The 26,849-nt window shown below is 64.3% G+C and carries 21 protein-coding genes; 10 read left to right on the forward strand and 11 right to left on the reverse strand.

Going from position 1 to position 26,849, the window contains the following annotated elements; translation table 11 throughout:
* The first annotated feature begins 163 nt into the window (after positions 1–163).
* Entirely contained in the window at positions 164–1,282 is a 1,119-nt protein-coding gene (locus KIH79_RS02885; protein WP_219058017.1) for a LacI family DNA-binding transcriptional regulator, read from the forward strand.
* A gap of 114 nt (positions 1,283–1,396) precedes the next feature.
* Here KIH79_RS02885 and KIH79_RS02890 read toward each other — a convergent pair whose 3' ends face one another.
* The 5 genes from KIH79_RS02890 to KIH79_RS02910 form a co-directional block, all read right to left on the reverse strand.
* Positions 1,397–1,840 (reverse strand): RbsD/FucU family protein, encoded by a 444-nt coding sequence (locus tag KIH79_RS02890; RefSeq protein ID WP_219058018.1) that lies wholly within the window; start codon positions 1,838–1,840, stop codon positions 1,397–1,399.
* Between the two features lie 66 nt (positions 1,841–1,906).
* The gene (locus KIH79_RS02895) at positions 1,907–2,800 is read right to left on the reverse strand and encodes a dihydrodipicolinate synthase family protein (protein ID WP_219058019.1); all 894 of its coding nucleotides are present in this window, start codon (positions 2,798–2,800) and stop codon (positions 1,907–1,909) included.
* The gene (locus tag KIH79_RS02900; protein WP_219058020.1) at positions 2,797–3,651 is read right to left on the reverse strand and encodes an amidohydrolase family protein; all 855 of its coding nucleotides are present in this window, start codon (positions 3,649–3,651) and stop codon (positions 2,797–2,799) included. Before KIH79_RS02900 ends, KIH79_RS02895 begins: the two co-directional genes overlap by 4 nt.
* 47 nt (positions 3,652–3,698) lie before the next feature.
* On the reverse strand, positions 3,699–4,490 hold the full coding sequence (locus tag KIH79_RS02905; protein ID WP_219058021.1) for an L-fucose dehydrogenase: 792 nt from the start codon (positions 4,488–4,490) through the stop codon (positions 3,699–3,701).
* An 84-nt stretch (positions 4,491–4,574) separates the two neighbouring features.
* Positions 4,575–5,858 carry an enolase C-terminal domain-like protein gene (locus KIH79_RS02910; RefSeq protein WP_219058022.1) on the reverse strand — a complete coding sequence of 428 codons (1,284 nt, stop codon included), beginning with the start codon at positions 5,856–5,858 and terminating at the stop codon, positions 4,575–4,577.
* 258 nt (positions 5,859–6,116) lie between these two features.
* Here KIH79_RS02910 and KIH79_RS02915 point away from each other — a divergent pair, with 258 nt between their 5' ends.
* The 4 genes from KIH79_RS02915 (at position 6,117) to KIH79_RS02930 (ending at position 11,867) form a co-directional block, all read left to right on the forward strand.
* On the forward strand, positions 6,117–7,136 hold the full coding sequence (locus KIH79_RS02915) for a LacI family DNA-binding transcriptional regulator (protein ID WP_219058023.1): 1,020 nt from the start codon (positions 6,117–6,119) through the stop codon (positions 7,134–7,136).
* 168 nt (positions 7,137–7,304) lie between these two features.
* Positions 7,305–8,900: a type 2 periplasmic-binding domain-containing protein gene (locus KIH79_RS02920; RefSeq protein ID WP_338023109.1), complete on the forward strand. Its 1,596-nt coding sequence runs from the start codon at positions 7,305–7,307 to the stop codon at positions 8,898–8,900.
* 158 nt (positions 8,901–9,058) lie between these two features.
* A complete protein-coding gene (locus KIH79_RS02925) occupies positions 9,059–10,348 on the forward strand; it encodes an alpha-L-fucosidase (protein WP_219058024.1) in 1,290 nt (429 codons plus the stop codon).
* A 34-nt stretch (positions 10,349–10,382) separates the two neighbouring features.
* Positions 10,383–11,867: an alpha-L-fucosidase gene (locus KIH79_RS02930; protein ID WP_219058025.1), complete on the forward strand. Its 1,485-nt coding sequence runs from the start codon at positions 10,383–10,385 to the stop codon at positions 11,865–11,867.
* Positions 11,868–12,000: 133 nt separating this feature from the next.
* On the opposite strand, the gene KIH79_RS02935 is transcribed toward KIH79_RS02930, so the two are convergent.
* From KIH79_RS02935 to KIH79_RS02960, 6 genes are all read right to left on the reverse strand, one after another.
* Positions 12,001–13,236, reverse strand: coding sequence for an AGE family epimerase/isomerase (locus tag KIH79_RS02935; RefSeq protein WP_219058026.1), 1,236 nt, complete (start codon positions 13,234–13,236; stop codon positions 12,001–12,003).
* A 104-nt stretch (positions 13,237–13,340) separates the two neighbouring features.
* On the reverse strand, positions 13,341–14,642 hold the full coding sequence (locus KIH79_RS02940) for a glycoside hydrolase family 125 protein (RefSeq protein WP_219058027.1): 1,302 nt from the start codon (positions 14,640–14,642) through the stop codon (positions 13,341–13,343).
* Positions 14,643–14,897: 255 nt separating this feature from the next.
* Positions 14,898–16,280, reverse strand: coding sequence for an L-fucose:H+ symporter permease (fucP, locus tag KIH79_RS02945; RefSeq protein ID WP_219058028.1), 1,383 nt, complete (start codon positions 16,278–16,280; stop codon positions 14,898–14,900).
* Between the two features lie 87 nt (positions 16,281–16,367).
* A complete protein-coding gene (locus KIH79_RS02950; RefSeq protein WP_219058029.1) occupies positions 16,368–16,757 on the reverse strand; it encodes a VOC family protein in 390 nt (129 codons plus the stop codon).
* A 284-nt stretch (positions 16,758–17,041) separates the two neighbouring features.
* Complete coding sequence (locus KIH79_RS02955) at positions 17,042–17,938, reverse strand: carbohydrate kinase family protein (RefSeq protein ID WP_219058030.1); 897 nt, start codon at positions 17,936–17,938, stop codon at positions 17,042–17,044.
* 90 nt (positions 17,939–18,028) lie between these two features.
* Complete coding sequence (locus tag KIH79_RS02960) at positions 18,029–19,246, reverse strand: ROK family transcriptional regulator (RefSeq protein ID WP_219058031.1); 1,218 nt, start codon at positions 19,244–19,246, stop codon at positions 18,029–18,031.
* Between the two features lie 275 nt (positions 19,247–19,521).
* Between KIH79_RS02960 and KIH79_RS02965 the strand changes: the two genes are divergently transcribed.
* From KIH79_RS02965 to gnpA, 5 genes are all read left to right on the forward strand, one after another.
* The gene (locus KIH79_RS02965; protein WP_219058032.1) at positions 19,522–20,256 is read left to right on the forward strand and encodes a copper homeostasis protein CutC; all 735 of its coding nucleotides are present in this window, start codon (positions 19,522–19,524) and stop codon (positions 20,254–20,256) included.
* Positions 20,257–20,987: 731 nt separating this feature from the next.
* A complete protein-coding gene (locus KIH79_RS02970; RefSeq protein WP_236023557.1) occupies positions 20,988–22,310 on the forward strand; it encodes an ABC transporter substrate-binding protein in 1,323 nt (440 codons plus the stop codon).
* 139 nt (positions 22,311–22,449) lie between these two features.
* Positions 22,450–23,418: a carbohydrate ABC transporter permease gene (locus KIH79_RS02975; RefSeq protein WP_219058033.1), complete on the forward strand. Its 969-nt coding sequence runs from the start codon at positions 22,450–22,452 to the stop codon at positions 23,416–23,418.
* Complete coding sequence (locus tag KIH79_RS02980; RefSeq protein ID WP_219058034.1) at positions 23,415–24,365, forward strand: carbohydrate ABC transporter permease; 951 nt, start codon at positions 23,415–23,417, stop codon at positions 24,363–24,365. Before KIH79_RS02975 ends, KIH79_RS02980 begins: the two co-directional genes overlap by 4 nt.
* Before the next feature lie 14 nt (positions 24,366–24,379).
* On the forward strand, positions 24,380–26,629 hold the full coding sequence (gene gnpA / locus KIH79_RS02985; RefSeq protein WP_219058035.1) for a 1,3-beta-galactosyl-N-acetylhexosamine phosphorylase: 2,250 nt from the start codon (positions 24,380–24,382) through the stop codon (positions 26,627–26,629).
* Positions 26,630–26,849 lie beyond the last annotated feature (220 nt).

The raw sequence follows: 26,849 nt of genomic DNA on the forward strand, positions 1-26,849 counted from the left end.
TGGAACGATTGTTGATGAACGATCGTTCCACGGGATCGTCCCATATGTTGTCAGCGTGTCAATGATTGACCCGGTGTTGCGCTAGACTGAGATAAACCGGTTTAGTTAATCCTGTCAAAAGTCTGACGGGGAGCAACGCCGCTGTACGAATGGAAGTGAATCAATGGTGACGAAAAGCCCCGACGAGGCCGGGGGCGGCGCCGGCCGAACCCCGGGAGCCGCGGCGAGACCCCGCCGTGTGGGCCTCAAAGACATCGCCGACGAGCTCGGCATCTCCCAGACCGCCGTGTCGTTCGCGATCAACGACCGTCCCGGCGTATCCGAAGAGACCAAGCGCAAGGTCAAGCAGGCCGCGGCCAAGCTCGGCTGGAGCCCGGTATACGCCGCGCAGGCGCTCGGCTCGTCCAAAACCATGACCGTCGGCTTCGCCCCGACCCGCTCGACCGACGGACTGCAGGACGAAACCTTCATGCTGCACTTCATGTCCGGCCTGCACGAATCGTTCAGCCGCAAGGGTTATGGCCTGCTATACCGTCCCTGCTCGTCGCAGCGCGAGGAACTGTCCGTCTACAAGGACTGGGCGCGGCGCAAGCGCGTCGACGGTGTGGTGCTCGTCGACCTGCGCGCCGACGACCCGCGACCGGCCCTGCTCGCCAACCTCGGCGTTCCCGCCGTGCTCGCCGGCGGCCCCGATCCGAGCGGACTCATGCCGTCCCTGTCGATCGACGACTCGGGCACCATGGAAACAGTGCTCAAGCACTTGCTTGACCAGGGTCACCGGCGCATCGCCTACCTGTCTGGCGACCCGACGCTCGACTACAGCAAGGACCGCGAGGCGTCGTTCCGCGCGTTCGCCAAGAAAAAGCGGCTCGAATCCATCCACGTGGCCTTCACCGACTTCGACACGGCCAAGGCCGCCGAACTGACGCTGCAGATGCTGCGCCTGCCCGTGCCGCCCACCGCGTTCATCTATGAAAGCGAAACGCTCGCCGCCGCCAGCCTGCACGCCGTCACCGAACGGCTCGTCGACGAGGACCTCGCCGGCCTGTCGGGGGAGCGGCGCTATCCGGAGGGCCTTCCCGCCATCGTCAGCTTCGAGGACGGCTTCGTGTGCGAGGCGGCCTACCCGTCCATCACGTCGGTGCACCGCGACGCCGGCGAATACGGCGCGAAAGTGGCCAAACTGTTGCTCAAGGTGCTCTCCGGCGAGCAGGTGAGCGGCAACCGCAAGATCCTCACCCCTACGCTCGTCGTGCGCGACAGCACGCTCAAGTCCATCTGAGCCGGTACCGGCCGAAGAGGTGTATATGCAAATGTGGGGATGGAACCACCATGAACGGCCATGAGGACCGTTGTTCATGGTGGTTCCATCCCCACATTTAACGGAAACGGCCGTTCAGTCGGCCCGGATCACGCCCTTGGCGAGCATCACGTTCGCGTACTGCGCGCGCTCCGACGTGGCGATGATCGCATAGGCCGACTTCGCCCGTTCGTAGAAGTCGAATCGTCCGACGGTTCCGAACGCGTCCGCCCCGCGTTCGTCATGGGCGCCGACGATGCGCCGGTAGTCGTCCCAAATCGGCGTGGCGACCGGGTCTCCCGGCACCACGCCCATCAGCGTCACCGGCCGGTCGACGTATTGGTCGAGCGGCATGAGCGCGAGCACCGCCTCCAAGAGTTCCGGCACGCCATGACCGTCGCAGCGGACGACGATCGCGTCGCGTCCCACCGATTCGACGGGAAAATTGCCGTCCGCAATGACCAGACGGTCGCCGTGGCCCATTTCGCACAGCACTTTGAGCAGTTCGGGAGAGATGATCGGCGGAATGCCCAGCAGCATGTCCGGCTCCTTTCCAAGTGGCTTTCGGTCTTGAGCGTTCGGTCTTGAGCGTTCGGTCTTGCACGTTCAGTCTTGAGCGAGGATGCGGTCTATGGCGTCGCGCTGAGACTGCGTGAGCGGCACCATCGGTTCGCGGATCGCCGCGTCGATCGGCAGGCCCTTGGCCCGCACCGCCTGCTTGATCGCCGTGATAAACAGGTCCGCCTGATCATAGACGGCCATGAGCCGGCTGACGCGCCGCGCGCACGCGATCGCCTCGTCGTATCGGCCGTCCTGCCACGCGCGGTGCATGCGCACGAACGTTTCCGGTTCGACATTGGTCAGTCCGCACAGCACGCCGTCGCCGCCGGCGATGCGGTTGGCGCAGTAATACTCGTCGAACCCGGACAGCACGGCGAAATCCGGGTTGACGGCGCGCGCCGCCGCGATGACCTTGCGCGTATGGCTGATCGTGTCGACGGTGTCCTTGATACCGACGATGTTGCGGTGCGCGGCCGCGAGTGCGGCGACCAGCCGCGGATTCAAATCGCTGCCGGTGCGCGCGGGGAAGTTGTACAGCAGGACCGGCAGTCGCGTCGAGTCCGCGACACGACCGAAATAGCGTTCGGCGGCCGCGTCGCTCGGTCCGAAGTAGTACGGGGACACCGCGACGATGCCGTCCGCGCCGCAGCGCTCGCTGAATTCGGTCACATCCAGCACGTTGTCGAGATCGGTGTCGCCCACGCCCACAAGCACCTTGGTTCGTCCGGCGATCCGATTCACCGCGAATTCGACCGCATGCTTCTTGAATGATGTCGGATACGCGTAGAATTCGCCGATGCTGCCGAACAGCAGGATGCCGTTCACGCCGGCTTCGACAAGATGATCGAGATGACGCCCCCAGAGTGTCTCGTCCGGTTCCCCGTTGCCGTCGGCGATGGTGATGGACGGGCAAAGGATGCCCGAAAACGGTGTGGTCATTGGTGTTGCTCCTGTTGGATTGATGCGTTGTGTTGCGTGGTATGCGATGACGGTCGCCGGCCGATGCCGTAGACGTGCGCCGCGGTGTCGTGGTACAGCCGCTCGTCGTCGCCGTCCTCGTCGAGCAGCGTCGACAGATGCGCTTCGAGGCTGGAGTACGAGTCGACGACGGGCCAGTTCGACGCGGCCATGCGCCGTCCGTCGAACAGCTCACGTGACAGGGCGAGCAGGTCGCGCACGAATCGCCGATCGTCGGTCGGATATCCGGACACTTTGACGACGACGTTCGGACAGGCCGCAAGTCGGCGCATCGCCGCGACGTAGCGTTCGTCGAGCGTGCCGGGCGTGACGTTGCCCATATGATCGACGACGATCGTCGTATCGGGCGCGCGTTCGGCGGTTTCGGCCAAGTCGTCGAGTTCGTCGCGGCGCACGCACGCGTCGAACGGCAGTCCGGCCTGTCCGAGCAGCCGCAGTCCGGCGACGAATCCGTCGTCGAGACAGCGGCCGCGCTCCGATCCCGGCACGTGCAGCGGATCGCGCACGCCCGCGGCGAACAACGGCACGCGCATGGCCGGATCGAGCGTCGAGCGCATGACCTTCGCCAATACGCGCGGATCCCGGTTTGTGGCCAGCTGTCGGTCCTCGTCCAGCGGATCCGCGCAGTCGACTTCGACGTATACGCCGCCGTCGAACGCGCAGTCGGCCGGCAGTGCGGCGGCGTATCGCGCGGACAGATCGTCCGCCGTGAACCGGCCGAGCAGTCGCGGGTCGGCGTCGGGTCCGTCAAGCCACGGCAGATGCTGCCGTGACGTGTCCCATAGGTGGATATGGGCGTCGATGATGCGCATGGACTGCCTCCTTGCAGTGCGTTGCGTGACGGAGTCGGGCGGGGGCGTCAGCGCAGCGCGCGGTCGAGATGCACGTAGCCGCCGTCGACGACGACCCACTGTCCGGTGGTGTGCGAGGCACGGTCGGACAGCAGGAACGCGGCCGTGTCCGCCAGTTCCTCGACCGTGGTCATGCGGTGTCCGAGCGGAATGCGGGAGGTGATCTCCTCCAGACGGGCCCGTTGCGCGTCCTCGTCGCCGAACGTGGTGATCCACTGCTCGTACAGCGGCGTCCATGCCTCGGCGACCACCAGCGCGTTGACGCGCACGCCGTCCGGGGCGAGCGCGGCCGCCCATTCGCGGGTGAGCCCGAGGATCGCGCCCTTGGCCGCCGCGTATGCGCTGGTCTTGCCCTGCCCGGTGAGCGCGGTTTTGGACGAGATGTTGAGGATGGAGCCCTTGGACTTGCGCAGATGCGGCGCGCACCGGTGCGCGAGCTCGTAGTAGTGGGTGAGATTGCCGTGCAATGACTGCTCGAACTCGCGCCACGTGGTCGAGTCGAGGTCGAGATTGTCGTTGCGTCCGGCGTTGTTGACCAGTCCGTCGATATGTCCGTAGTCGCGCGCAACCTCGTCGACGAGCGGCGCGATGCGGTCCGTGTCGTTGAGATCAAGCAGATAGGTGCGGTATTGGTCGGTGACCTTTTCGATGTCGACGCGGAACGCGTCCAGCACCGTGTCGGAGCGGTTGATGACCACGGGGATGGCGCCTTCGCGCGCCAGCTGCATGGCGATGCCCTTGCCGATGCCCTTGAAGCCGCCGGTGACGATGACGACCTTGCCGTTCAGATGCAGGTCCATGATTGACTTGTGCCCTTTCCTGCGAAATGTTCTTGTCGTTGACGATTCGTGCCGCTGATGCTGATAGTTCGTGCGGTGTCGCGGTCAGCCGCGGTACAGGTAGCGTTCGGCCATGTCGAGCTTCATGTCGACGCCCGATCCCGGTGCGGTGGGCGCCTGATAGTTGCCGTTGACGATGCGCGTGGGATTGACGAAGTACTCGTGCTGGTTGTCGACGTATTCGATCATGCGGCCGTCGAGCGTGCCACTGACCGTGAGATAGTCGAACATGGCGAAGTGGCAGACCGCCTCGCACAGGCCGACACCGCCCGCATGCGGGCAGACGCGTACGCCGAACTTGTTGGCGAGCAGGTATTCGAGGACGATCTCCTGCGGTCCGGCCACGCGCGTCGCGTCGATCTGCATGACCCTGAATGCGCCGGCCTGCAGATACTGCTTGTAGAGGATGCGGTTCTGCATCTGTTCTCCGGTGGCGACGGGAATCGGGTCGATGGCCCGCTGGATGGCCGCGTGGCCGAGCACATCGTCGGGGCTGGTCGGTTCCTCGACCCAGGCGAGGTCGAAATCATGGAAGTGGTTGATCCAATCGATGGCCTGCGGCACGTCCCATACCTGATTGGCGTCCACGGCGAGCTTGACGTCCGGGCCGATGGCCTCGCGGGCGAGCGCGAGGCGGCGCAGGTCGTCATCGAGGTTCTGCCCGACCTTGAGTTTGATCTGGCGGAAGCCTTTGTCCTGGGTCTCCTCCTTGGCGATGGACGTCATCTTGTCGTCCGCATAGCCGAGCCATCCGGCCGCGGTCGAATAGCCCGGGTAGCCAGATGCGAGCAGCGTGGCCTCGCGTTCGGCCATGCCGGCCCTGCCGCGGCGCAGCATGTCGATGGCCTCGTCCGGGGTGAGCGCGTCGGTCAGATAGCGGAAGTCCAGCGTGGAGACCAGCTCTTCGGGCGTCATGTAGGCAAGCAGGCGCCACAACGGCATGCCTGCGCGCTTGGCCTTGAGATCCCACAGTGCGGAAAGCACCGCGCCGATGGCCATGTGCTCCACGCCCTTTTCGGGGCCGAGCCAGCGCAGCTGCGAGTCGTGCACGAACATGTCCCATGCGGTGCGCATGTCGTCGAGCAGATTCTCGACATTGCGTCCGACCAGCGGTCGGGCCAGCGATTCGATGGCAGCCACGACCACGTCGTTGCCGCGGCCGATGGTGAAGACGAATCCGTGTCCTTCGAGCCCGTCGTCGGCGTTCGTGGCGATGGCGACATATGCAGAGGAATAATCGGGGTCCTTGTTCATCGCGTCCGAGCCGGACAGCGTGGAGGACGTGGGGAAGCGCAGGTCGTAGGTGTTCACTGCGGTGATGGTGCTCATCGGGGCTCCTTTGCTGGTGGCGCGCCTCGTTGTGCGCGTCGTGATGATGCCAGCATACATCAGAATTTATAAAACTTCTACTCAATAAGAGAAATTTTCTAAAACAGTGGCATGTCGACTGGCGGCGACACAGCAGGTATTTCCTCTGTATGTGGGGGAAGAACATCGACATGAGGAATGCGTTGTTTGGCAGAAAATTTCTGATACCATACGGTAGATGCGACAAGTCGGTCAGCACGACGACGAAAGGGGTCCGCGATGGCAAGGAACGCCGAAGGCAAGATCAAGGTCGGCGAAATCGCCCGTCTGGCCGGGGTGTCCATCGCCACGGTATCCAAGGTCGTCAACGGACGTGCCGGAGTCGCGGCCGATACGCGAGAACGCATCGAGCGCATCATGGCGGAAACCGGCTACTCCAAGCCGCTGGTCTCCACGAAAACGTCGCAGACCATCGAACTGGTGCTCACCGAAGTCGCGGCGAACGGCACCATGGCTATGATCAACGAGGCGACACGATACGCGCAGTCGATGTCCATCGGCGTCACGGTCACGCAGACCGGCCGCGGCGAGCGCAGCGACGAGTGCTTCCAGTCGATTCTCGCGCGCAACCCGCTGGGTGCGATTCTGGTGCTGTCCACGGTCGCAGAACGCGAACGGGCGCTGCTCCAGTCGCGCGACATCCCGTTCGTGATCATCGATCCCGTCGGCGAAGTGCCCGCTGGCGCCTTGGGCGTCGGCATCGACAACTGGACCGGCGGACTTGTGGCCACCGAGCATCTCATCGCGCTGGGGCACCGGCGCATCGGCATCGTCGTGGGCCCGTCGTGGGCGGAATCATCGCAGGCCCGCTACAGCGGCTATCTAGCGGCCATGCTCAAGGCCGGCATCGACATCGACCCGGCCTGGGCCACGCACGGCGACTACGACATGTCCGATCGTGGGTATCAGGCGGTCTGCGAACTGCTCGACCTGCCGGCCGAACGCCGTCCGACGGCGATCTTCTGCTGCAACGACATCACCGCGGTGAGCGCGTACCGGGCCGCGGGCGAGCGTGGCCTGACGCTGCCGCGCGACCTGTCCGTCGTCGGGTTCGACAACGTCTATCCTTCGCAGTGTCTGTATCCGGCGCTGACCACCGTCGACCAGCCGTTCGGGCTGATGGCCCGCAAGGCCATCGACATGATCCTCGACGCGCGCAACGGCTCCGTCGAAGAGCGACACGCCGTGTTCCCCACGCGCCTCGTGGTGCGCGAAAGCACCGCAAAGCCGCGCGCCTGATTCCGTTTGCCTTCGATCTGGTCAGTCGGTCTTGTTGTCGTTAAAGAAAATTTCTAAAAATAATTTGACATTTTATTTCCGTCCTGATATCGTAACTATCACAACTCAACAACGAAGTGGTTGCCCCGAAGTCGCAGCTGACCGAGGGAAACGATAAGAAAGGCGAACATGATGAACAAGCGAACGATGCTCAAGACGGCCGCAGCGGTCTCCTCCGTGGCGATGCTGGCCGCCGTGGGGGCGTGCGGCAACAGCGACGCGGGCGCGACCAAGGACGGCAAGCCGGCGGTCTCGGTGCTGGTGGTGATGCCTGACAATCGTCTGCCGTTCAAGACGATGCAGTGGGCCAAGGATGTGGAAAAGGACTGTGGTTGCGCCATCACGTGGAAGACGGTGTCGAACGCCGCATGGAACAATCAGAAGAACGTCACGCTGGCCTCCGGCGAGATCCCGGATCTCACCATCCGCGGCTTCTTCAAGAGCGATACCGCCAACAATGCCTCCATGTTCGAGAATCTCGCCGACGATCTCGACAAGATGCCCAACGTCAAGAAGTATCTTGAGACGAAGCAGGACGCGAAGAACATGTCGTCCACCATTGACGGCGAAATTTTCTCCCTTGTCTCGGATCGCGGATCCGCTTACCATGCCTCCGGCCAGCACATGATGATCAACAAGACTTGGCTTGACAAGCTCGGGCTCAAGATGCCGACCACGTGGGACGAGCTCGAAAACGTGCTCGAGGCGTTCAAGACGCAGGATCCGAACGGCAACGGCAAGGCCGACGAGATTCCGATGCAGATCAGGAAGCTGAACACCACCGGCTTCGGCTGGTACGATCCGTTCCTGCTGCTGAACTCCACCGGCATCGTCACCCACTTCAACGGCGGCCCGTCCACCACCGGCATATATGCCAAGGACGGCAAGGTCGCCAGCTTCCTGATCTCCGACGAATTCAAGAGCGTCATCTCCTACTACCACGAGCTCATCTCCAAAGGCCTGGTTCCTACGGAATCGCTGACCATGGATGACTCCACGTATACAGCCAACCTGCAGGGCGACGGCAAGACCGCCAAGGTCGGCGTCGCGTTCGGGTGGGATATCCCGACCACGTTCGGCGACGGCTTGGCGGACCAGTACGTCGCCATGCCGGCTCCGGCGGCGCCCGGCGTCTCTCAGGACGAAGTCGTATGGGACGGCTCGCAGGTGGAGAACGAATTCGTCAACTCCACCACCGTGTCCAGCGCGGCCAAGAACAAGGACGCCGTGTTCAAGCTCCTCAACCTGCTGTTCAGTGAGAAGTACTCCGTGCAGCAGTTCAAGGGCGACCTTTCCAAGTGGGTCGAGAAAACCGGCGACCACGAGTACACGGTTTCCGACAAGTACTACCAGCAGTCCCCGAGCGAGATCCCCGCGCTCGAAGACGGTCTGTCCGGTTGGATTCCTGACGACGTCACCATCAAGGGCGACAAGAACGCCGACCGCCTGCAGGAGGTCGATCAAGTGTACGCCGAGCAGTACCAGCACTTCGATCCGACCAAGGACATCATCCCCGAGTACGTGAACCCCAGCTCGGACGACAACATTACGCTGTCCAACAACAACACCGCGATGTTCGACTACGCGATGCCGAAGATCGGCGGATGGATGCGCGATGGCGGCATCGACAACGACTGGGCCGACTACGTCGCCTCCATGAAGAAGTTCGGTCTTGACCAGAACGTCCAGATCTGGCAGAAGTGGTACGACCAGTACACCAAGTGACCGACTGATCACGGTGGCCCGCAGGCGCAGCGCGCCGCGGGCCTCCGTCGTGCGATCACCGGCAATCGTCGGGCCGATACTGGCGCGGCAATCGACACGGATACAACGGCAAACCTTCCCAACGAACCATCTCACGCAACCGCAAAGGAGCAATCATCATGGCCGAACACATCATGCAGGGCGCCGAACTCGCCTCGAAGATGAAGGCGTCGTCGCTGCTCGTCGAACCACGGGACGACGAACGCGACCTCGAACTGTCTGCAAACGACATCACATGGTGGCATGACGCGAAAATCGGCATGTTCGTGCACTGGGGCGTGTACTCGGTGATCGGTAAGGGGGAATGGGCGTACTTCAACGAGCACTACGCGCCGGAGGAATACCGCCGCATCGCGCGCGAGGAATTCCATCCGGCGCTCGAACCCGACGAAATCGCGCAGGGATGGATGGACGTCGCGCAATCCATGGGCGCGCGCTACACGGTGATGGTGACCCGTCACCACGACGGCTACGCGATGTGGGACAGCAAGGCCAGCTGGCAGGACTTCACGTCGGTGGACTGCGGTCCGGGCAAGGATTACGTGGCCGCGTACGCGAAGGCGAGCCGCGACGCCGGCATGGGGCTCGGCCTGTACTATTCGCCGATGGACTGGCGGTTCCCCGGCTACTTCGACCCGGCCGGGCAGCCCGAAAGCGCGCAGGCGATGAAGCGTCAGGCGTGGGGGCAGATCCGCGAACTGTGCTCGCAGTACCAGCCGGACATCCTCTGGTATGACGGCGGCTGGCTGGCGCATCAGGGCGGCGACCGCGATCAGGTCGACTTCTGGGATGCGGTGAACATCGCGCGCATGGTCCGCTCGTTCAACCCGAAGACGCTGATGACTCCGCGTTCCGGCTATCGCGGCGACTTCGCCTGCGACGAGGGACCGGACGCCGCGCGCGGGCCGATCCTGCCGAACCCGTGGGAGAAATGCTTCTCGTCCACCGCAGCATGGGGCTATATTCCGGGCAGCCGAGTCATGGAACCGGCCGAGATCGTGCGCTTGATCGTCGACTCGGTCACGCGCGGCGGCAACGTGCTCATCAACGTCGGCCCCGACGCGGACGGACGTATCCCCGAGGCGGTCAAGAACTCGCTGTCGCAGGTCGGCCAATGGCTGGAACGCAACGGCCAGGCCGTCTACGGCACTCAGGCCGGTCCGTGGCAGCCGGTCGACGGCGTGTACGGCTCCGTCACCGCCAAGGACGGCACCATCTATCTGCACGTGCTCGACCGCGCCGCCGTGAACGCGACTATCCTGCCGCCGGTCGGCCGGATCGTCCGCGGCGCAAGCCTGTTCGACGGCACGCCGGTCGCCTGCGAACAGGACGACCGCGGCATTCGTCTTGCACTGCCGGATGCCGCTCCCGACGATCTCGGCGACATCGTTGTACGGTTGTATGCGTGACGTTAGCTGGATGCGTGAGGGAAAGGGCCCGGGCATGGAAAGCAATGAGGACATGAAGCGTGATCTCGCGGCGATCGACGAGGTGATCGCGCGCGGGCGGTTCAAGGACGATTGGGCGTCGCTGCAGCAGCATCGGACGCCGCAATGGTTCGAGGACGCGAAGTTCGGCATCTTCATCCACTGGGGTGTCTACTCGGTGCCGGCGTTCGGCAGCGAATGGTATTCGCGCAACATGTACATTCAGGGGTCGAAGGAGTTCGAACACCACGTCGCGACCTACGGGCCGCAGAAGGAGTTCGGCTACAAGGACTTCATCCCGATGTTCAAGGCTGAGCGCTTCGACCCGGACGCATGGGCGGATCTGTTCAAGCGCACCGGCGCCCGGTACGTGGTGCCGGTCGCCGAGCACCATGACGGGTTCCAGATGTACCGGAGCCGCCTGTCGCACTGGAACGCGGTGGAGATGGGGCCGAAGCGCGACGTGCTCGGCGAGCTGACGCAGGCGTTCCACGAGCGTGGGCTGGTGAACGGCGCATCGTCGCACCGCGTCGAGCATTGGTTCTTCATGGGCCACGGCAAGGAGTTCGACAGCGACATCCACGAGCCGCTCAAACGCGGTGACTTCTACTGGCCGGCCATGCCCGAGCCGAACCACATGGACCAGCACAGCAAGCCGGCTCCGACCGCGGAGTTCCTTGAGGACTGGCTGCTGCGCGCGTGCGAGATCGTCGACGAATACCGGCCGAAGGTGCTGTACTTCGACTGGTGGATCCTGCACGAGGCCGTCCAGCCGTACCTGAAGAAGTTCGCCGCGTACTACTACGACCGCGCGGACGAATGGGGCGAGGAGGTTACGATCTGCTACAAGCAGGACTCGTTCATGTTCGGCACCGCCACGCCCGACGTGGAACGCGGCCAGCTCGCCGAGGCGAAGCCGTACCATTGGCAGACCGACACGGCGATCGCGCTGAACTCGTGGTGCTACACCGAACACAACCGGTACCGTCCGTACGAGGAGATCCTGCAGGATCTGGTCGACATCGTCTCCAAGAATGGCAACCTGCTGCTCAACGTCGGCCCGAAGCCGGACGGCACGATCGGCGACGAGGATCTCGCCGTGCTCAACGGCATCGGCGACTGGATGCGCGTCAACGGCGAGGCGATCTACGGTTCCAAGCCGTGGAAGCGGTTCGGCGAGGGGCCGACCCGGATCATCGAAGGACAGTTCTCCGATGCGGTCAAGAAGAACTTCACCTCGCGCGACGTGCGGTACACGGTCAACGGCTCCAACCTGTACGCCATCGCCATGCGTCCGGCGGCGGACGGCGTGTACCGATTCGAACGGCTCAAGGAAGGCGACGCCGAGCACAACGCCGACTTCCACGGGCTCATCGACCATGTCGACGTGCTCGGCGTCGCGGATCATGTCGCATGGAAGCGCGACGACACCGCGCTCGAAGTGCACGCACCGACGATCTCCGGCGATGCCCCGGTCGTCTTCCGCATCACCGTCGCCTGATCTCCTTGCCCATACGAAAGAGGCTTCCCGTAAATGTGCGGGAAGCCTCTTTCGCGTGATGATGAGTTAAGGAGATGGACACGGCATGCGTTGCGTGCCGAAGTCAGGATCGGCGCGCAACGCTACGGCAGGTTCACTCCGCGTTCTTCACGGCCGTGGCGATGGACACCGACGGGTCGAGGAACGGGATGAGCGTGGACTGGAACGCGTGGTACAGGTCGGACTTGCCCGGCCACACGGTGCCGATCACGTGGTTGTCCTTGTCGAGCTGGTGGAACCAGGAGCCGCCCTGGTGGTCGATGACGTGCTCGTCGACGTACTGCGCGAAGGTGGCGTACCACTGCGCGTACTCGTCCTTGCCGGTCGCCGCGTACAGCGAGGCGGAGGTGTTGAGCGCCTCGGCCAGCGTCCAGTGCATGCGGTCGGTGACCACCGGCTTGCCGTTCCAGTCGGTCGTGTAGGCGAGGCCAACGGTGCCGTCCGCGTTCCACGCGTCGGCGACGGCGCGCGCGAACAGATGCTCGGCGGCCTCGACGTACGGGGCGGCCACGTCCGCGTTCGGGAAGGAGCTGAGCGCCCACTGGGTGATCAGGCGCGCCCATTCGATGCCGTGGCCCGGGGTGGCGCCGTACGGCTTGAACTGGTCGTCCTTCTTGTCGGCGTTGAATTCGAGTTCGACGGTCCAGTCGGAGCCGAAATGCTCCGGGATGCGCCACTCGTTGTTCTCGGCCCAGCCGAGCACGTGCTTGATGATGCGGCCGGCGCGCACGCGGTAGGAGTTGTCGCCGGTGGCATCGGCCACGGCGAGGAACGCCTCGACGGTGTGCATGTTCGCGTTGAGGCCGCGGTACGGGTCGAGTTCGGTGAACTCGGTGTTCCACGTGTCCACCGCGAGGCCGGTCTCCTCGTCCCAGAAGTGCTTGTCGTAGGTGGCGAGCGCCTCGTCGAGCAGCTCCTTGGCGCCCGGGCGGCCGGCGAGCAGCGCGGAGGACGCGGCGAGGATCACGAACGCGTGCGCGTAGCAGACCTTGCCCGGCTCCGGGGTGCCGTCCTCGTGCACCTGCGGGTACCAGCCGCCGTTCTTGTCGTCGTGCAGGACGCCGGTCAGGCCCGCGAGCGCTTTGTCGGCCAGTTCGCCGGCGCCCGGATAGCCGAGCATCTCGCCGATGGAGTAGACGTGCGCCATGCGGCTGGTGATCCAGGTCTCCTCGCCGTGCGACGGGTCGATGGTGCCGTCGGAGTTCAGCCAGCCGGAACCGCCGACGGCGGCCGGAAAGCCCTTGCCGAAGTTCAGCAGCTCATAGGTTTCCGAGGCCATGAAGATGCGGTTGGCCTCGGTGCCGAGCACATACTTGGGATTGGTGGTCATAGTGTTCCTTCCTTGGGTTTTGTCGGCCGTGGCCGAAGGATTGTGTTGTCTGGAAAGTGTAGGGAAAGCGCTTACCGTTCTGGGTTCATTATACGCACATTTCGTCAGCGCTTGACGCGAATGTCGAAGTAGTCCATCACCAGTTCGCAGAACATCATGTTCGACCAGCTGAACCATTCGCGCGTGTACTTCGTCGGGTCGTTCACGTCGATGCCCTCGTGCATCAGGTGCGTGCCCGCGTCGGTGGCGACGAGCCGGTCGAGCACCTGCGCCTTGTAATCGTGGTCGTCGCTGGTCATCGCCTCGACGGCGAGCGCGATCGGCCACACGTAGTTCTCCGGCGTGTGCGGCGAGCCGATGCCGCGCAGGTGCTCGCCCTCGTAGTAGTACGGATTCTCGCGGCTGAGCAGCGTGCGGCGCGTCGCCAGATACGTCGGGTCGTCCGGCTCGCAGAAGCCGAGGTACGGCGCGGCCATCAGGCTCGGCACGTTGCTGTCGTCCATGACGTTGAAGTGGCCGAGGCCGTCCGTCTCGTACGCCCAGATCGTCTCGCCCTGGGCGTTGGTCGTCGTCGCGTGGCGCGCGATGCCGTCCGTGATCGACGCGCGCAGGTCGGCCGCGCGGCCGGCGATCGCCGGATCGTCCAGCACGTCGCCGCCGAAGATGCGCTCCAGATAGCCCATGACCACGGCCGCGAACATGTTCGACGGCACGAGATAGTGATACGTGCACGCGTCGTCGCTCGGGCGGAAGCCGGACCACGTCATGCCGGTGACGGCGACGGGGGAGCCCTTGCCGTCGTTGACGAGCGACTCGGTGGGGATGTCGCAGTCGCGCACGAAGAAGTACGGCGAGCGCGCCGCATGGTCCTGTTCCGTTTCGAACACGTCGAGGATGCGCTTCACGCCGGCGACGAACTCGTCGTCGAACTGCGAGGTGCGGCCGGTGTTCGCGTAGAGCAGCCATGCGAGCTGGATCGGATAGCACAGCGAGTCCACCTCGTACTTGCGCTCCCACAGCCACGGGCTGGAGAAGTCGGAGCGGTCGTCCTTGTCCCAGCTGGCGCCGGACGGCGTCTCGTTGAACGCGTTCGCGTACGGGTCGATGTTGATGAAGCGGAACTGCTGGCGCACCAGCCCCTCGATCATCGCGGCCAGATCGTCGTCTTCGGCGGCGATGGGCAGGTACGGGCGCAGCTGGGCGGTCGAATCGCGCAACCACATCGCGGGAATGTCGCCGGTGAGCAGGAACGTGGTGCCGTCCTCGTGGCGGTTCACGGTGGTGGTGAGCGTGTTCGCAAAGCACGCGTTGAAGTTCTCCGCCCATCCGGCGTGCTCCTCGCCGCACAGGTCGGTGATGCGCTGCATGAACGCCGCCACGCTGGAGGGGATCTCGGTGTATGCCATGGTGGTCCGCCTAACTTCTTTGTTAACGATGTTAATCAATGTTGTCGGGACTATTCTAAATCGGTTTAGTTCCCGACACGCCATCATGCGCGAAAAGGCGGTGATCCACTGACCGGGGGAGATGGAAACCATGCGTGAGCGCCGTAAGGCAGGCGGTGGGCGGGCCATAGAACAGGAGACACGAAAAGGCCCCGCCGAAGCGGGGCCCGTGTCCCTGGAAAGAAAGAGTGGGAATCGGTTCCGAAAAAGGAGCCGTCAGTTGGCGATCTCGCCCTTCTCGGTCATGGCCTTGAGCTGGGCCGGGGTGTACTTGTCACGCTTGAACTCGGAGACGAAGTACAGGCCCACGATGAGCAGCTCGATGGCCGGCAGGATGAACGAGAACTGCATGTTCACCGCGTCGGAGAGCGCGCCCTGCGCCATCGGCAGGATCGCGCCGCCGACCAGCGCCATCACGATGATCGCGCCGGCGGTCTCGGTGTGGCGGCGGTCCTCGACGGTCTTGAGCGTGCGCGAGTAGATCGTCGGCCAGCCCGGTCCGAGGAAGAGGGAGACGAGCACGGCCAGCCAGACGGACGCCATGCCGGGCACGAACGCCGTGCCGACGAGCACCACGCAGCCGACGATCATGTAGACCGCCAGCACGCGCGTCTCGCGGAACTTCGACAGCAGGTAGGAGGCGGAGATACGGCCGACAAAGAAGATGATGTAGCTGATCATCATGTAGTTCGCCGACTCGCGGTCGGAGATCGGGGCGCCGGCCTGCTCGGACACGTTGAGTGCCAGTCGCATGGTGAACGACCAGATGCCGGTCTGCGCGCCGATGTAGATGAACTGGATCGCGATGCCCTGCCAGAAGCGGCCGTTGTGGCCGAGGTAGTTCATCGTCTCGCCGAGCGTGGCCTTGGCCACGTCGCCTTCCTTGGTCTGCGGGCGGCACTTCGGGAACTTCACGATCGCGAACAGCACGATGAACACAAGCATGACGATCATGACCACGATGTACGGCTGCAGCGTGCGACCGAGCTGTTCGGAGGCGAGGTCGAGCGCGCCCTGCGGGTCGGTCTTGCGCAGCTTCTCCATCTCGGTGTGCAGGTTGGAGTCCTGGAACACGAAGTACTTGCCGAGCAGCACGCCGGTGAGCAGGCCGAGCGCGTTCATGGTCTGCGCGACGTTCAGGCGCAGCGTGCTCAGGCGCTTCGGGCCGAGCAGCGTGGCGTACGTGTCGGCCGAGGTTTCGAGGAAGCTCAGGCCGATCGCCTCGACGAAGATGGCGAACAGGAAGATCTCGTACGTGATCAGGCGCGAGGCCGGGAAGAAGATGAAGCAGCCGAGCGCGAAGAACGCGAGGCCGGTCATGATACCCACCTTGTAGCTGGTCTTCTTGATGAACAGCGAGGCGGGGATGGCGATGATGAAGTATCCGGCGTAGAACGCGCTCTGCACGAGCGCGGTCTGCATGTCGGTCAGCTCGAACACCGGCTTGAACTGGGTGATGAGCACGTCGTTCAGGCTCGAGGCGATCGCCCAGAAGGCGAACAGCACCGAAGTCATCGCGAACTGGAGCACCGGCGTGCGGTCGAGATATCCGTCGGGGCTTTCCACCCACGGCGTGGTCTTGTCAGCGGTCTTGCCCATGATAAAAGTCCCCCTTTTTCGAATATGCAGGCAATGGTTTCTGATGGCTGACGTCGGCGGCCTGTGACCTTCTGGCCGCCCGGAAAGCTACATGATCTGGCAGAACTCGATGACCTCATGGTTGGGGCCGAGCACGTTGAAGTAGCGGATGCCGTGCTCCCAGAACGTGTCGATGTGCTGGATGGAGCCCTCGACGAAGTTCAGGCCGAGCTTCTGCGCCTCGGCGAACGAGGCCTCGATGTCGGTCGAGTCGAGCGCGAAGTGGTTGATGGCGCCGTTTTCCAGCGGCGTCGGGTTCATGGTCCACACCTCGAGCGTGAGGTTGTTCAGGCGCAGGAACGTGCAGCGGTCCTCGCCGTTCGGGTAGATGCCGAGGCATTCGAATCCGAGCTTCTCGTAATAGGCGATGGTGCCCTCGAGATCGGTGGTGGGGATGCCGACGTGCTGCACGCCGGTGACGGTGTCGCGAATGCTCATGGGAGTCCTCCTTCGGAAAATGAGCCCTGTCGGCCGGCCTTCGGGCCGCGCGGCGATGCGGGCTGGAGGCACAACCTCGTCCAGTATATGTCGAACCGGTTCTATGGGCGGAATTCGGCGGATTTTTCCCGCGTGCCCGGCATGTCGTTAGCGCGCACATGCGCCTGCCCGCATATGCGAAAACGCCGCCTTTCCCATTCCCGGACAATATGTCCCGGGGGCGGGAAAGACGGCGTTCGACGATCTGATCGGTCAGACGGTCAACGTGTCGGTCGTGCGGCCGGTCACTCGCCGGCTTCGGCGAGGTAGTCCGGCATGACCTCCGGGTACTTCGGCCACGCGCCGGCCTGCGTGCACACGTAGGCGGCGGTGTTCACGGCGGCGCGGTGGGCCTCGGCCAGCGTGGCGCCGGTAAGGATCTTGCCGGTGAACGTGCCGGAGAAGGAGTCGCCGGCGCCCACGGTGTCGTTGACCTCGACGTGCGGGGTGTTCAGCGTGGAGGACTCGCCGTTCTTGGAGATGATGGTGGAGAAGGTCGAACCGCCGGTCAGGATGATGTAATCCAGGCCGTACTCGTTCATGAACCAGCGGCAGGCCTCGTCGTCCGAGGTGCCGCGGATGTCGAACATGTCGCGCAGCAGCAGCAGTTCGGCGTCGTTGATCTTGAACACGGTGGCGTAGCCGAGCAGCTCTTCGATGAGCTCCTTGGAGTAGTGGTCGCCGCGCAGGTTGATGTCGAAGAAGCGCATCGCGGACGGCTTGGTGTGCTTGAGCAGCTCGACGATGGTGTCGTGCGACTCGGGGGAGCGCAGGGCCAGCGTGCCGAAGCAGACGGCGTCGGCCTTCTCGGCGACCTCGATGAGCTGGCGGGTGAGCAGGATGTGGTCCCATGCCACGCCCTTGACGATGGTGTACTCCGGGATGCCGTTCTTCAGGGCCACCTCGACGGTGGAGGTTGGCCAGGCGTTGCGCTGGATGATGGTGTGGATGCCGGCCTTCTCGGCCTCCACAAGCAGCTCGTCGCCGAGTTCGTCCTCGCCGACCGCGCTGATGGACCAGCCTTCGGTGCCGTTCATCATCGCGTGGTACGCGAAGTTGACGGGGGCGCCGCCTGCGCGCTTGCCTCCGGGCAGCATGTCCCACAGCAGTTCTCCAAGGGACAGGACGATGGGCTTGGCCATGATGGTTCCTTTCTTGTTTGTGGCCCGCGACCGTGCGGACGCGGGCACTTGCACTTTCGATTGTAGTTGCAAATCTTGTTGGCGCGCCGGTCAGGCGGGCTCGAGGAACGCCGAGGGGCGTTCGAGGAAACGGTCGATCGCCACCGCCGCCGCGCCGCCGAGCGCCGCGTCGGAGGGCAGCGACGACAACGTGATGACGGTCGACTCATTGAGCTCGGGCAGCACGTGCCGGTCGACGGTTTCTCGCACGACGTCGAGCAGCAGCGGTCCGGCCGCCGCGCCGATGTCGCCGATGACGATCCGTTCCGGATTGAACATGTTGATGATGGTCACGCAGCCGAACGCGATGTAGCGTGCGGCCTTGCGCACGATCGCCGCCGCGCGTTCGTCGCCGTCCGCGGCCTTGGCGAACAGCTCGCGGCACGCCTGCGCGTGCGTAAGCCGGTCCGCGCCGTCGATCAGGTCGCCCGCCTCGACGATCATGCGGTGGATGGCGGTGGCCGAGCAGTAGCGTTCGAGGCAGCCGACGTTGCCGCATTCGCACGGCAGGCCGTTGACGACGTCGACGCTGACGTGGCCGAGTTCGGTGGCCGCGCCGAGATGGCCGTCGATGATGCGGCCGCGTTCGACGACGCCGAGCCCCACGCCCTCGCCGATCAGGTAGTAGGCGAGCGAGTCGGCGCCGGCGTTGACCGGGTCGAACAGGCACTGGGCGAGCGCGCCGGCGCGGGCGTCCTGCTCGACGAACACGGGCACGCGGAAGGCGTGCGAGAATTCGTCGAGGAAGTTGACCCGCTTCCAGCCCTGCATCGAGGAGACGACCGCGGTGCGGCCGGAATCCTTGAGATACGGGCCTGGCACGGCCATGCCGACGGCCACGATCGACGGGTCGGCGTCAAGCATGCCGCCCACTGTCTCATGGATGTCGGCGAGCGTGGCGGGGATCGTGTCCTCGGTGACCTTGTCCAGCTCGCGCACGTCGAGCGGTGTGCCGGCAAGGTCGAACAGGCCGATCTGGACGATGCTGCGGGCGAACTTGACGCCGACGACGTGGAACGAGCCGACGTTGAGCTCGAGGCCAATGGAACGGCGGTTCTTGCGCCCCTCCATGCCTCCGGTCTCGCGGATCACGCCGGTTTCGATGAGCCGCGCGGTGATTTTGGTGATGGCGGCCGGGGTGAGTCCCAGCGCCTCGGCGATCTGCGCGCGGGAGCACACGCCGTTGCGGTACAGGTGACGCATGATGCGCGAGCGGTTGGCTTCGGAGACGGATGCGATGGACGTTGCGGTGATGCCGTTGTCTGCCATGTCCTGCTCCTTTGCTGGCTCGTTGCGTCGTCGCGTGGCGCGTGCGGTTGTGGTGCGGTATCGTCGTGCTTGGATCGGCGGTGATGTGTTCGTCGTTGAAGCTGAACGATGTTTATATATTAACGCCGTTAATCAATGTCTGCAAATCGATTGACGAACGGCGTGTCGCCGATTTGCCACGGTCGCGTCGATGCGACAATCTGGAACGTGACGCGCTCGGTTCCGTCCCGTGCGTGGGCAGTTGAAACGCGGGAGAGAGCATCGAAGGAGATGGCATGACACTGGAAATCGCGGTACAGGACGTCGACGGCGCGATCATCGCGCTCGAGGAGGGCGCGGATCGCGTCGAGCTGTGCATGGCGCTCGGAGCCACCGGGGGAGTGACCCCGAGTTTCGGACTGATCCAATCGTGCGCGCACGTCGGCGTGCCGCAAGGGGTGCAGGCGCTGATCCGACCGCGCGGCGGCGCGTTCGTGTTCGATGCGGGGGAGTTGCACGTCATGGCCGTGGACGTGCGTTCGGCCATTCTCGCCGGGGCGTCCGGCGTGGTGATCGGGGCGCTCAAGCCGGACGGCACCGTCGACGTGGCTGCCGCCGAGCGCTTGGCCGACGAGGCCCGGGCGGAGGCGGAGCGCTGCAACCGCAGGGTGCAGATCACCTTCCACCGCGCCTTCGACGTGGTGCCCGACCAGTTCGCCGCGCTCGACACGCTCATCGAACTCGGCTATACGCGCGTGCTCACCTCCGGCGGGGCTCCCACCGCCCCGCAGGCGCTGGATCGTCTGCGCGATCTCGTCGCGCATGCGGCGGGGCGCATTCAGATCGAAGCCGGCGGCGGCGTGACGGTCCCTTCGATCCCCGCGCTGCGCGCCACCGGCGTCGACGCCGTGCACATGAGCGCCAAAACGACCGTTCCGTCCCCCGGCGGCCCGGGCGGCGGCGGTGCGGACGCCCGCATAGAAAAGACGGACCGTGCCGTCGTACGCGCCGCGGTCGCCGCCATGCGCTGACGGTTCTGCGTGTTTTTCCGTTCCGCTCTCGATTCCTCGGAATCGGGGTTTTGATTCTTCGGGCTTTGCTGTGCTTGGGCGTTGTCTGGTGGTGTCGGGATCACGTTGCCGTGTGATGCTGTGTTGCCGTGGGATTGCGCGGTGGCGCAATCTCGGCATCGCGTTGGAATGCGATGAAATCGGCATTGCGCTCGCGCGCAATACCATGTTCCCGGCGGCGGCCCAGCCGCCGCGCTTGCCATTGTTCAACGCACTATGATGCTGGCGGAGCCTTGGTCCCCTCAGCCGAGGTGGCCGAGGCTGCCGCCAGCATCAGAGGCGCTTCTGGGCATGGAGCGAGCGGCAGCGAGCCAATGGCACGGTCAGCCGAAGGCTGTCCATCATTGCAGGATACCGAAGCTCCGCCAGCATCGCGGCGCGTTGAACATTTGCTCGGGCGGCAGCTTCCGCTGCCGCTGGCAACATTGCATCACGCGACAGCGCGATTCCGAAACGACGGGCACGTCGGCGCATGCGCACCGCAATATGGAAAGCCGAAGTTTTTGTTAAGAAGATTTACTAAATGTGGTACGTAAGGGTAGTTGCGCAAGGAGAGATGGCGCAATTCCAATGGTTGTCATGGGAACACGCAGTTAATGTAAAGATAGTTGACATTTAAGAGCGGGGGATGTAATCTAAATCCAGTTGTCACAGTGAAGTGGCAGCCAGACAACTCGAAGAGGAGTGGAATCATGATGAACAAGAAGAGGCTACTGGCTGGATTTTCGGCCGTCGCGGCACTGTCGATGGGACTTGCGGGCTGCGGCTCCGACACCAGCACCAACAACAACGCGTCCGGCGGCGGTTCGTCCGACGGCGGCGTGGTGAACATCACCTACATGCACCGCCTGCCCGACAACGACGGCATGGTGCTCGTCAACGACATCGTAGCCAAGTGGAACAAGGAGCATCCCGAGATCCAGGTCAAGGCCACCAAGTTCGACGGCAAGGCCTCCGAAATGATCAAGAAGCTCGAGACCGACGTCAAGAACGACAATGCGCCCGATCTGGCGCAGGTCGGCTACGCCGAGCTGCCGGAGGTCTTCACCAAGGACATGCTGCAGGACGTCACCGAATACGCCGAGCAGTACAAGGACCACTTCGCATCCGGACCGTATTCCCTGATGCAGGTCGGCGGCAAGTACTTCGGCCTGCCGCAGGACACCGGCCCGCTCGTCTACTTCTACAACAAGGCCGAGTTCGACAAGCTCGGCATCACCGTGCCGAAGACCGCCGACGAGATGATCGCGTCCGCCAAGAAGGCCGCGGCCGCGGGCAAGTACATCATGTCCTACCAGCCCGATGAGGCCGGCAACATGATCTCCGGCCTGGCCGGCGCCTCCGGCGGCTGGTACAAGGTCGTGGACGACGCGTGGGTCGTCAACACCGAAACCGACGGTTCCAAGGCCGTCGCCGACCTCTACCAGCAGCTCATCGACGCGAAGGCCGCCACCACCAACGCCCGTTGGGACGCCTCCTTCGACGCCTCGCTGCAGGACGGCTCGCTGATCGGCACCGTGGCCGCCGCATGGGAGGCCCCGCTGTTCATGGCTTCCGCCGGCGATACCGGCGCCGGTGACTGGCAGGTCACCCAGCTCGGCGACTGGTTCGGCAACGCCGGCAAGACCGGCCCCGACGGCGGCTCCGGCGTGGCCGTGCTCAAGACCTCCAAGCACCCGAAGGAAGCCATGGAGTTCCTCGACTGGTTCAACACGCAGATCTCCGACCTCGTCTCCCAGGGCCTCGTGCCGGCCGCCACCACCGCCGACGCCAAGGCCCCCGAGAAGTGGGCCGAGTTCTTCGGCGGCCAGGACATCATGGCCGAGTTCAAGACCGCGAACAACAACATGGGCGACTTCACCTACATGCCGGGCTTCTCCGCCGTCGCCGCCGCGATGAACACGACCGCGGCCAAGGCGGTCGACGGTTCCGGCAAGGTCGAGGACATCTTCTCCGAGGCACAGAAGACCTCCATCGACACGCTGAAGAACCTCAACCTGTCCGTCAAGGAGTGACGCACGGGTTGCTGACCGGGCCTTTTCCGGCAGATGACAGCCGTTCCCACACCATCTGAAGAAAGGCCGGAGTCCAACGCTCCGGCCTTTCCTTATGAATCGCATCGTATCTTCCCATCCGAAAGCAAAGGTCGTTCCCATGACTGACACCACGCATGCGGCGAACGCGACCAAGGCCGGATCCTCCAAGCCGAAGCGTTCCGACGCCGCCAAGCGCGAGAACCGCACCGGCTGGGCCTTCATGGCCCCGTTCGCCATCCTGTTCGCGCTCGTCTTCATCCTGCCCATCGTCTGGGCCATCTACTCCAGCTTCTTCCGCCAGGTCGCCGAAGGGGGCGGCGCGTACGGCGGAGGCAAGCTCGTCAACAAGTTCGTCGGCCTGCAGAACTTCCAGTACGTCGTCACGTCCGCCGCGTTCTGGTCCGGCATCGGCCGCGTGCTGCTCTACACGCTCATTCAGGTGCCGTTCATGATCATCGCCGCACTGGCGCTCGCCATGCTGCTCGACTCGTTCATCGTCAAGCGCGTCACCGTGTTCCGCCTCGGCTACTTCCTGCCGTACGCCATCCCCGGCGTCGTCGCCTCGATCATCTGGGTGTTCCTGTACAACGGCCAGATCTCGCCGATCGTCAAGGGGCTCGCGGCCATCGGCATCAACGTCGACTTCTTCGCCAAGAACATCGTGATCGGCTCGATGGCCAACATCACCACCTGGACGTTCACCGGCTACAACATGCTGATCTTCCTCGCCGCGCTGCAGGCCATCCCTCACGACCTGTACGAGGCCGCCCGCATCGACGGCGCGAACGGATTCCAGATCGCCATGCGCATCAAGCTGCCCAACGTGCGCGCCGCGGCCCTGCTCGCCATGCTGCTGTCGATCGTCGGCACCATCCAGCTGTTCAACGAGCCGGAGATCATGTCCGTGTCCGACCCGAGCATCTCCAAGTCGTTCACGCCGATGATGATGGCCCTCTACACCTCGCGCGGCACCCTCACCCCGAGCGGTGACGGCCCCGCCTCGGCCATCGCCATCGTCATGGCGCTGATCGCCGGCATTCTCGCTGCGCTGTACGCCCTCGCCGAAAGGAAGGTGAACCAGGAATGAGCAGCATGACCCAGAAGGAACGCGCCGCCCTGCGCGCGCGCAAAAAGGCCGATCGCATCCGCGACCTGCACGCCAACGACCTGCCGCGTTCCATGCAGCCGTCCGCGGCCGTCAAGACCGTCACCATCGTCGTGCTGGTGCTGACGCTCATCTACTTCCTGTTCCCGATCTACTGGGCGATCATCGCGTCCACCAAGACGCCCAGCCAGATGACCGGCAGCAACGGCCTGTGGTTCGCCGTCGGGCTCGACCAGCTGCCGAACGCGATCGCCACCAACTACGGCAAGCTGCTGGGCTGGACTCGCGGCAACTTCTGGCGCTGGGTGCTCAACTCGCTGATCTACTCGGGCGTCTCGGCCGCCGTCGGCACGCTCGTCGCCGTCATGGCCGGCTACGCCACCGCCAAGTTCAACTTCCGCGGCAAGAACCTCGCCATCGGCGTCATCATGGGCTGCATGCTCATGCCGGCCGCTCTGCTGACCATCCCGCAGTATTCGATCTTCCACGCGATGCACCTGACCGACACGATGCTCGCCGTCATCATCCCGTGCTGCGTCTCGCCGTTCGGCTTCTTCCTCGGCCGCGTGTACGCGCAGACCTCGGTGCCGAACGAACTGCTCGAGGCCGCGCGCATCGACGGGGCCAGCGAGGCGAGGATCTTCTTCACCATCGTGCTGCGCATCCTCGCGCCGGCCATGGTGACGATCTTCCTGTTCCTGTTCGTCGCGACGTGGAACAACTTCCTGCTGCCGCTCATGATGATCTCGGCGGATACGCTCAAGCCCGTCACGCTCGGCCTGTACGGCATGGTCTCGCTCGCCACGTTCAACGAGCGCGGCGCCCTCATGATGGGCGCGCTGCTCGGCGTGCTGCCCGTGATCGTGCTCTTCCTCGGCCTCCAGCGCTACTGGCAGGCCGGCCTCGCCGCAGGTGCCGTCAAAGGATAAAGGAGAAAGATTTCATGACCACCGGACGCTTCACCCTTCCGAGCGAATCGAACTTCGCCGAGAAGACCAAGGAACTCGCCGAACTATGGGGCGCGGACGCGATCCGCAACTCGGACGGCACCCAACTCGACGACGCCGTGCGCAAGCTCGGCAAAAAGATCTACAGCGCGTACTTCCCGACCCGCGCGCACAACGAGTGGATCACCCTGCACATGGACGAGACCCCTCAGGTCTACCTGCTCACCCAGCGCGTGCTCGCCGAAACCGACCACGTGTCGATTGACCTGATGGAGGGCTTCTTCGCCGAGCAGCTGACCCCGAACTACGATGCGAACCCCGCCAAATACTGGGAGGTCATCGACCGCACCACGGGCGCGGTGGTCGATCCGGAGCAGTGGGAGGTGCACATCGACACGCACACGGTGAGCGTCACCGGCGCGACGCCGATGCACGAGTACACCGTCTCGTTCCTCGCCTACATCATCTGGGACCCGGTCGAAATGTACAATCACCTCACCAACGACTGGGGCGACAAGGAACACGAGATCCCGTTCGACATCTACCATCCGGCCACCCGCAGGTTCGTGTTCGACACGTTCGCCAAATGGCTCGAGGAGAATCCGGACACCGATGTCGTGCGCTTCACCACGTTCTTCTACCAGTTCACGCTGATCTTCGATCCCAAGCACCGGGAAAAGATCGTCGACTGGTTCGGCTGCTCGTGCACGGTCTCGCCGCGCGCGCTCGACGACTTCGAGGAACGATACGGCTACCGCCTGCGCGCGGAGGACTTCGTGGACGAAGGCTGCTACAACTCGGCGTGGCGCGTGCCGGGCAGGGCGCAGCGCGACTGGATCGACTTCCTGTCCGGTTTTGTGCGCGAAAACGTGAAGAAGCTGGCGGACATGTCGCATGCGGCCGGCAAGGAAGCCATGATGTTTTTGGGCGACCAGTGGATCGGCACCGAACCGTACAAGGACGGCTTCGGCGACCTCGGCCTCGACACCGTGGTCGGTTCGATCGGCGACGGCACCACCACGCGCATGATCGCCGACATCAAAGGCGTCAAGTACACCGAAGGCCGCTTCCTGCCGTACTTCTTCCCCGACACGTTCTACGAGGGCAACGACCCGAGCATCGAGGCGTGGGACAACTGGCGCAAGGCCCGCCGCGCGATCCTGAGAAGCCCGATCGCGCGCATGGGCTACGGCGGCTACCTGTCGCTCGCCGCGAAATTCCCCAAGTTCGTGGACGCGGTCACGCACATCGCCGACGAATTCCGCGACATCCACGAGAGGACCGGGGGAGAGGCCGCCGAGGGCGAGCTCAACGTCGCCATTCTCAACAGCTGGGGCAAAATGCGCTCGTGGATGGCGTACACGGTCGCGCACGCGCTGCCCAACAAGCAGACGGCCTCGTACTACGGCATCCTCGAATCATTGTCCGGCATGCGCGTCAACGTGCGGTTCGTCAGCTTCGACGACGTGCTCGAACACGGCGTGGACGACGATATCGACGTGATCATCACCGGCGGCCCGGTCGACACCGCGTACTCGGGCGGCGACATCTGGGCAAAGGATCCGCGGCTTGCGGAAACATTGCGCGCGTGGGTGCGTTCCGGCGGCGCGCTCGTCGGCGTGGGCGAACCGAGCTCGCAATGGCATCAGGGCCGCTTCTTCCAGCTCGCCGACGTCTTCGGCGTGGACGAGGAGCGGTTCCAGACCCTGTCGGTGGACAAGTACTTCCCGCCCGTCGTGGCCGACCATTTCATCACCGCCGACGTGCACGTCGATCCGGCCGCGCGCGAGGCGTGGGAGCGGGCCGGCTACCGCATCCCGCTGTCGGGCTGCGGCGGAGGTCAGGGCAAGGCGCCGCTCGGCGGCATCGACTTCGGCGAGCCGATCCCGAACACGTTCCCGGTCAACGAACGCGTGACCCTGCTGCGCGCGGACGGCGGACAGGTACAGCTCGCGGTCAACGACTATGGCAAGGGACGCGGCGTATACGTGTCCGGCCTGCCGTATTCGGCCGCGAACGCGCGACTGCTCGAACGCATCCTGTTCCATGCGAGCCGGCACGAGGACCGGTATGCGGCCTACAGCTCGACCAACCCCGAATGCGAGGTCGCGCGCTTCCCCAAGTCCGGCTGGTACTGTGTGATCAACAACACCGACCGTCCTCAGACCACCGAAGTGGCACTGCCAAACGGCGAGAGCGAATGCTTCGACCTTGATGCCAGCGCCATCGCCTGGCGGCGCATCTGACGACGGGACCAGCCGACCCGCCAACCAAGACCGGCCCGTCGCGCGCCGACCCACTCCCGACGCGTGACGGGCCATACGCTTCGGCTGCACCTGCAGTCCGTCGCCATGATGTCAATGGTCTTTACCATGATCGTCTGCGGCAATGAAGCCGTACGAACGAAACGCGACGTACTGCGGCAATATGAAATGTATATATACTTAACAAATAGGCACGGCGATC

Origin of the sequence: Bifidobacterium miconis (genome assembly GCF_019331735.1) — a bacterium.
Classification (GTDB): Bacteria; Actinomycetota; Actinomycetes; order Actinomycetales; family Bifidobacteriaceae; genus Bifidobacterium; species Bifidobacterium miconis.

What these genes read in the sequence shown, in the direction of transcription:
- KIH79_RS02885 (WP_219058017.1), top strand. Translation starts at nt 164, where the DNA reads ATGGTGACGAAAAGCCCCGACGAGGCCGGGGGCGGCGCCGGCCGAACC.
- KIH79_RS02890 (WP_219058018.1), bottom strand. Translation starts at nt 1,840, where the DNA reads ATGCTGCTGGGCATTCCGCCGATCATCTCTCCCGAACTGCTCAAAGTG.
- KIH79_RS02895 (WP_219058019.1), bottom strand. Translation starts at nt 2,800, where the DNA reads ATGACCACACCGTTTTCGGGCATCCTTTGCCCGTCCATCACCATCGCC.
- KIH79_RS02900 (WP_219058020.1), bottom strand. Translation starts at nt 3,651, where the DNA reads ATGCGCATCATCGACGCCCATATCCACCTATGGGACACGTCACGGCAG.
- KIH79_RS02905 (WP_219058021.1), bottom strand. Translation starts at nt 4,490, where the DNA reads ATGGACCTGCATCTGAACGGCAAGGTCGTCATCGTCACCGGCGGCTTC.
- KIH79_RS02910 (WP_219058022.1), bottom strand. Translation starts at nt 5,858, where the DNA reads ATGAGCACCATCACCGCAGTGAACACCTACGACCTGCGCTTCCCCACG.
- KIH79_RS02915 (WP_219058023.1), top strand. Translation starts at nt 6,117, where the DNA reads ATGGCAAGGAACGCCGAAGGCAAGATCAAGGTCGGCGAAATCGCCCGT.
- KIH79_RS02920 (WP_338023109.1), top strand. Translation starts at nt 7,305, where the DNA reads ATGATGAACAAGCGAACGATGCTCAAGACGGCCGCAGCGGTCTCCTCC.
- KIH79_RS02925 (WP_219058024.1), top strand. Translation starts at nt 9,059, where the DNA reads ATGGCCGAACACATCATGCAGGGCGCCGAACTCGCCTCGAAGATGAAG.
- KIH79_RS02930 (WP_219058025.1), top strand. Translation starts at nt 10,383, where the DNA reads ATGGAAAGCAATGAGGACATGAAGCGTGATCTCGCGGCGATCGACGAG.
- KIH79_RS02935 (WP_219058026.1), bottom strand. Translation starts at nt 13,236, where the DNA reads ATGACCACCAATCCCAAGTATGTGCTCGGCACCGAGGCCAACCGCATC.
- KIH79_RS02940 (WP_219058027.1), bottom strand. Translation starts at nt 14,642, where the DNA reads ATGGCATACACCGAGATCCCCTCCAGCGTGGCGGCGTTCATGCAGCGC.
- fucP (WP_219058028.1), bottom strand. Translation starts at nt 16,280, where the DNA reads ATGGGCAAGACCGCTGACAAGACCACGCCGTGGGTGGAAAGCCCCGAC.
- KIH79_RS02950 (WP_219058029.1), bottom strand. Translation starts at nt 16,757, where the DNA reads ATGAGCATTCGCGACACCGTCACCGGCGTGCAGCACGTCGGCATCCCC.
- KIH79_RS02955 (WP_219058030.1), bottom strand. Translation starts at nt 17,938, where the DNA reads ATGGCCAAGCCCATCGTCCTGTCCCTTGGAGAACTGCTGTGGGACATG.
- KIH79_RS02960 (WP_219058031.1), bottom strand. Translation starts at nt 19,246, where the DNA reads ATGGCAGACAACGGCATCACCGCAACGTCCATCGCATCCGTCTCCGAA.
- KIH79_RS02965 (WP_219058032.1), top strand. Translation starts at nt 19,522, where the DNA reads ATGACACTGGAAATCGCGGTACAGGACGTCGACGGCGCGATCATCGCG.
- KIH79_RS02970 (WP_236023557.1), top strand. Translation starts at nt 20,988, where the DNA reads ATGATGAACAAGAAGAGGCTACTGGCTGGATTTTCGGCCGTCGCGGCA.
- KIH79_RS02975 (WP_219058033.1), top strand. Translation starts at nt 22,450, where the DNA reads ATGACTGACACCACGCATGCGGCGAACGCGACCAAGGCCGGATCCTCC.
- KIH79_RS02980 (WP_219058034.1), top strand. Translation starts at nt 23,415, where the DNA reads ATGAGCAGCATGACCCAGAAGGAACGCGCCGCCCTGCGCGCGCGCAAA.
- gnpA (WP_219058035.1), top strand. Translation starts at nt 24,380, where the DNA reads ATGACCACCGGACGCTTCACCCTTCCGAGCGAATCGAACTTCGCCGAG.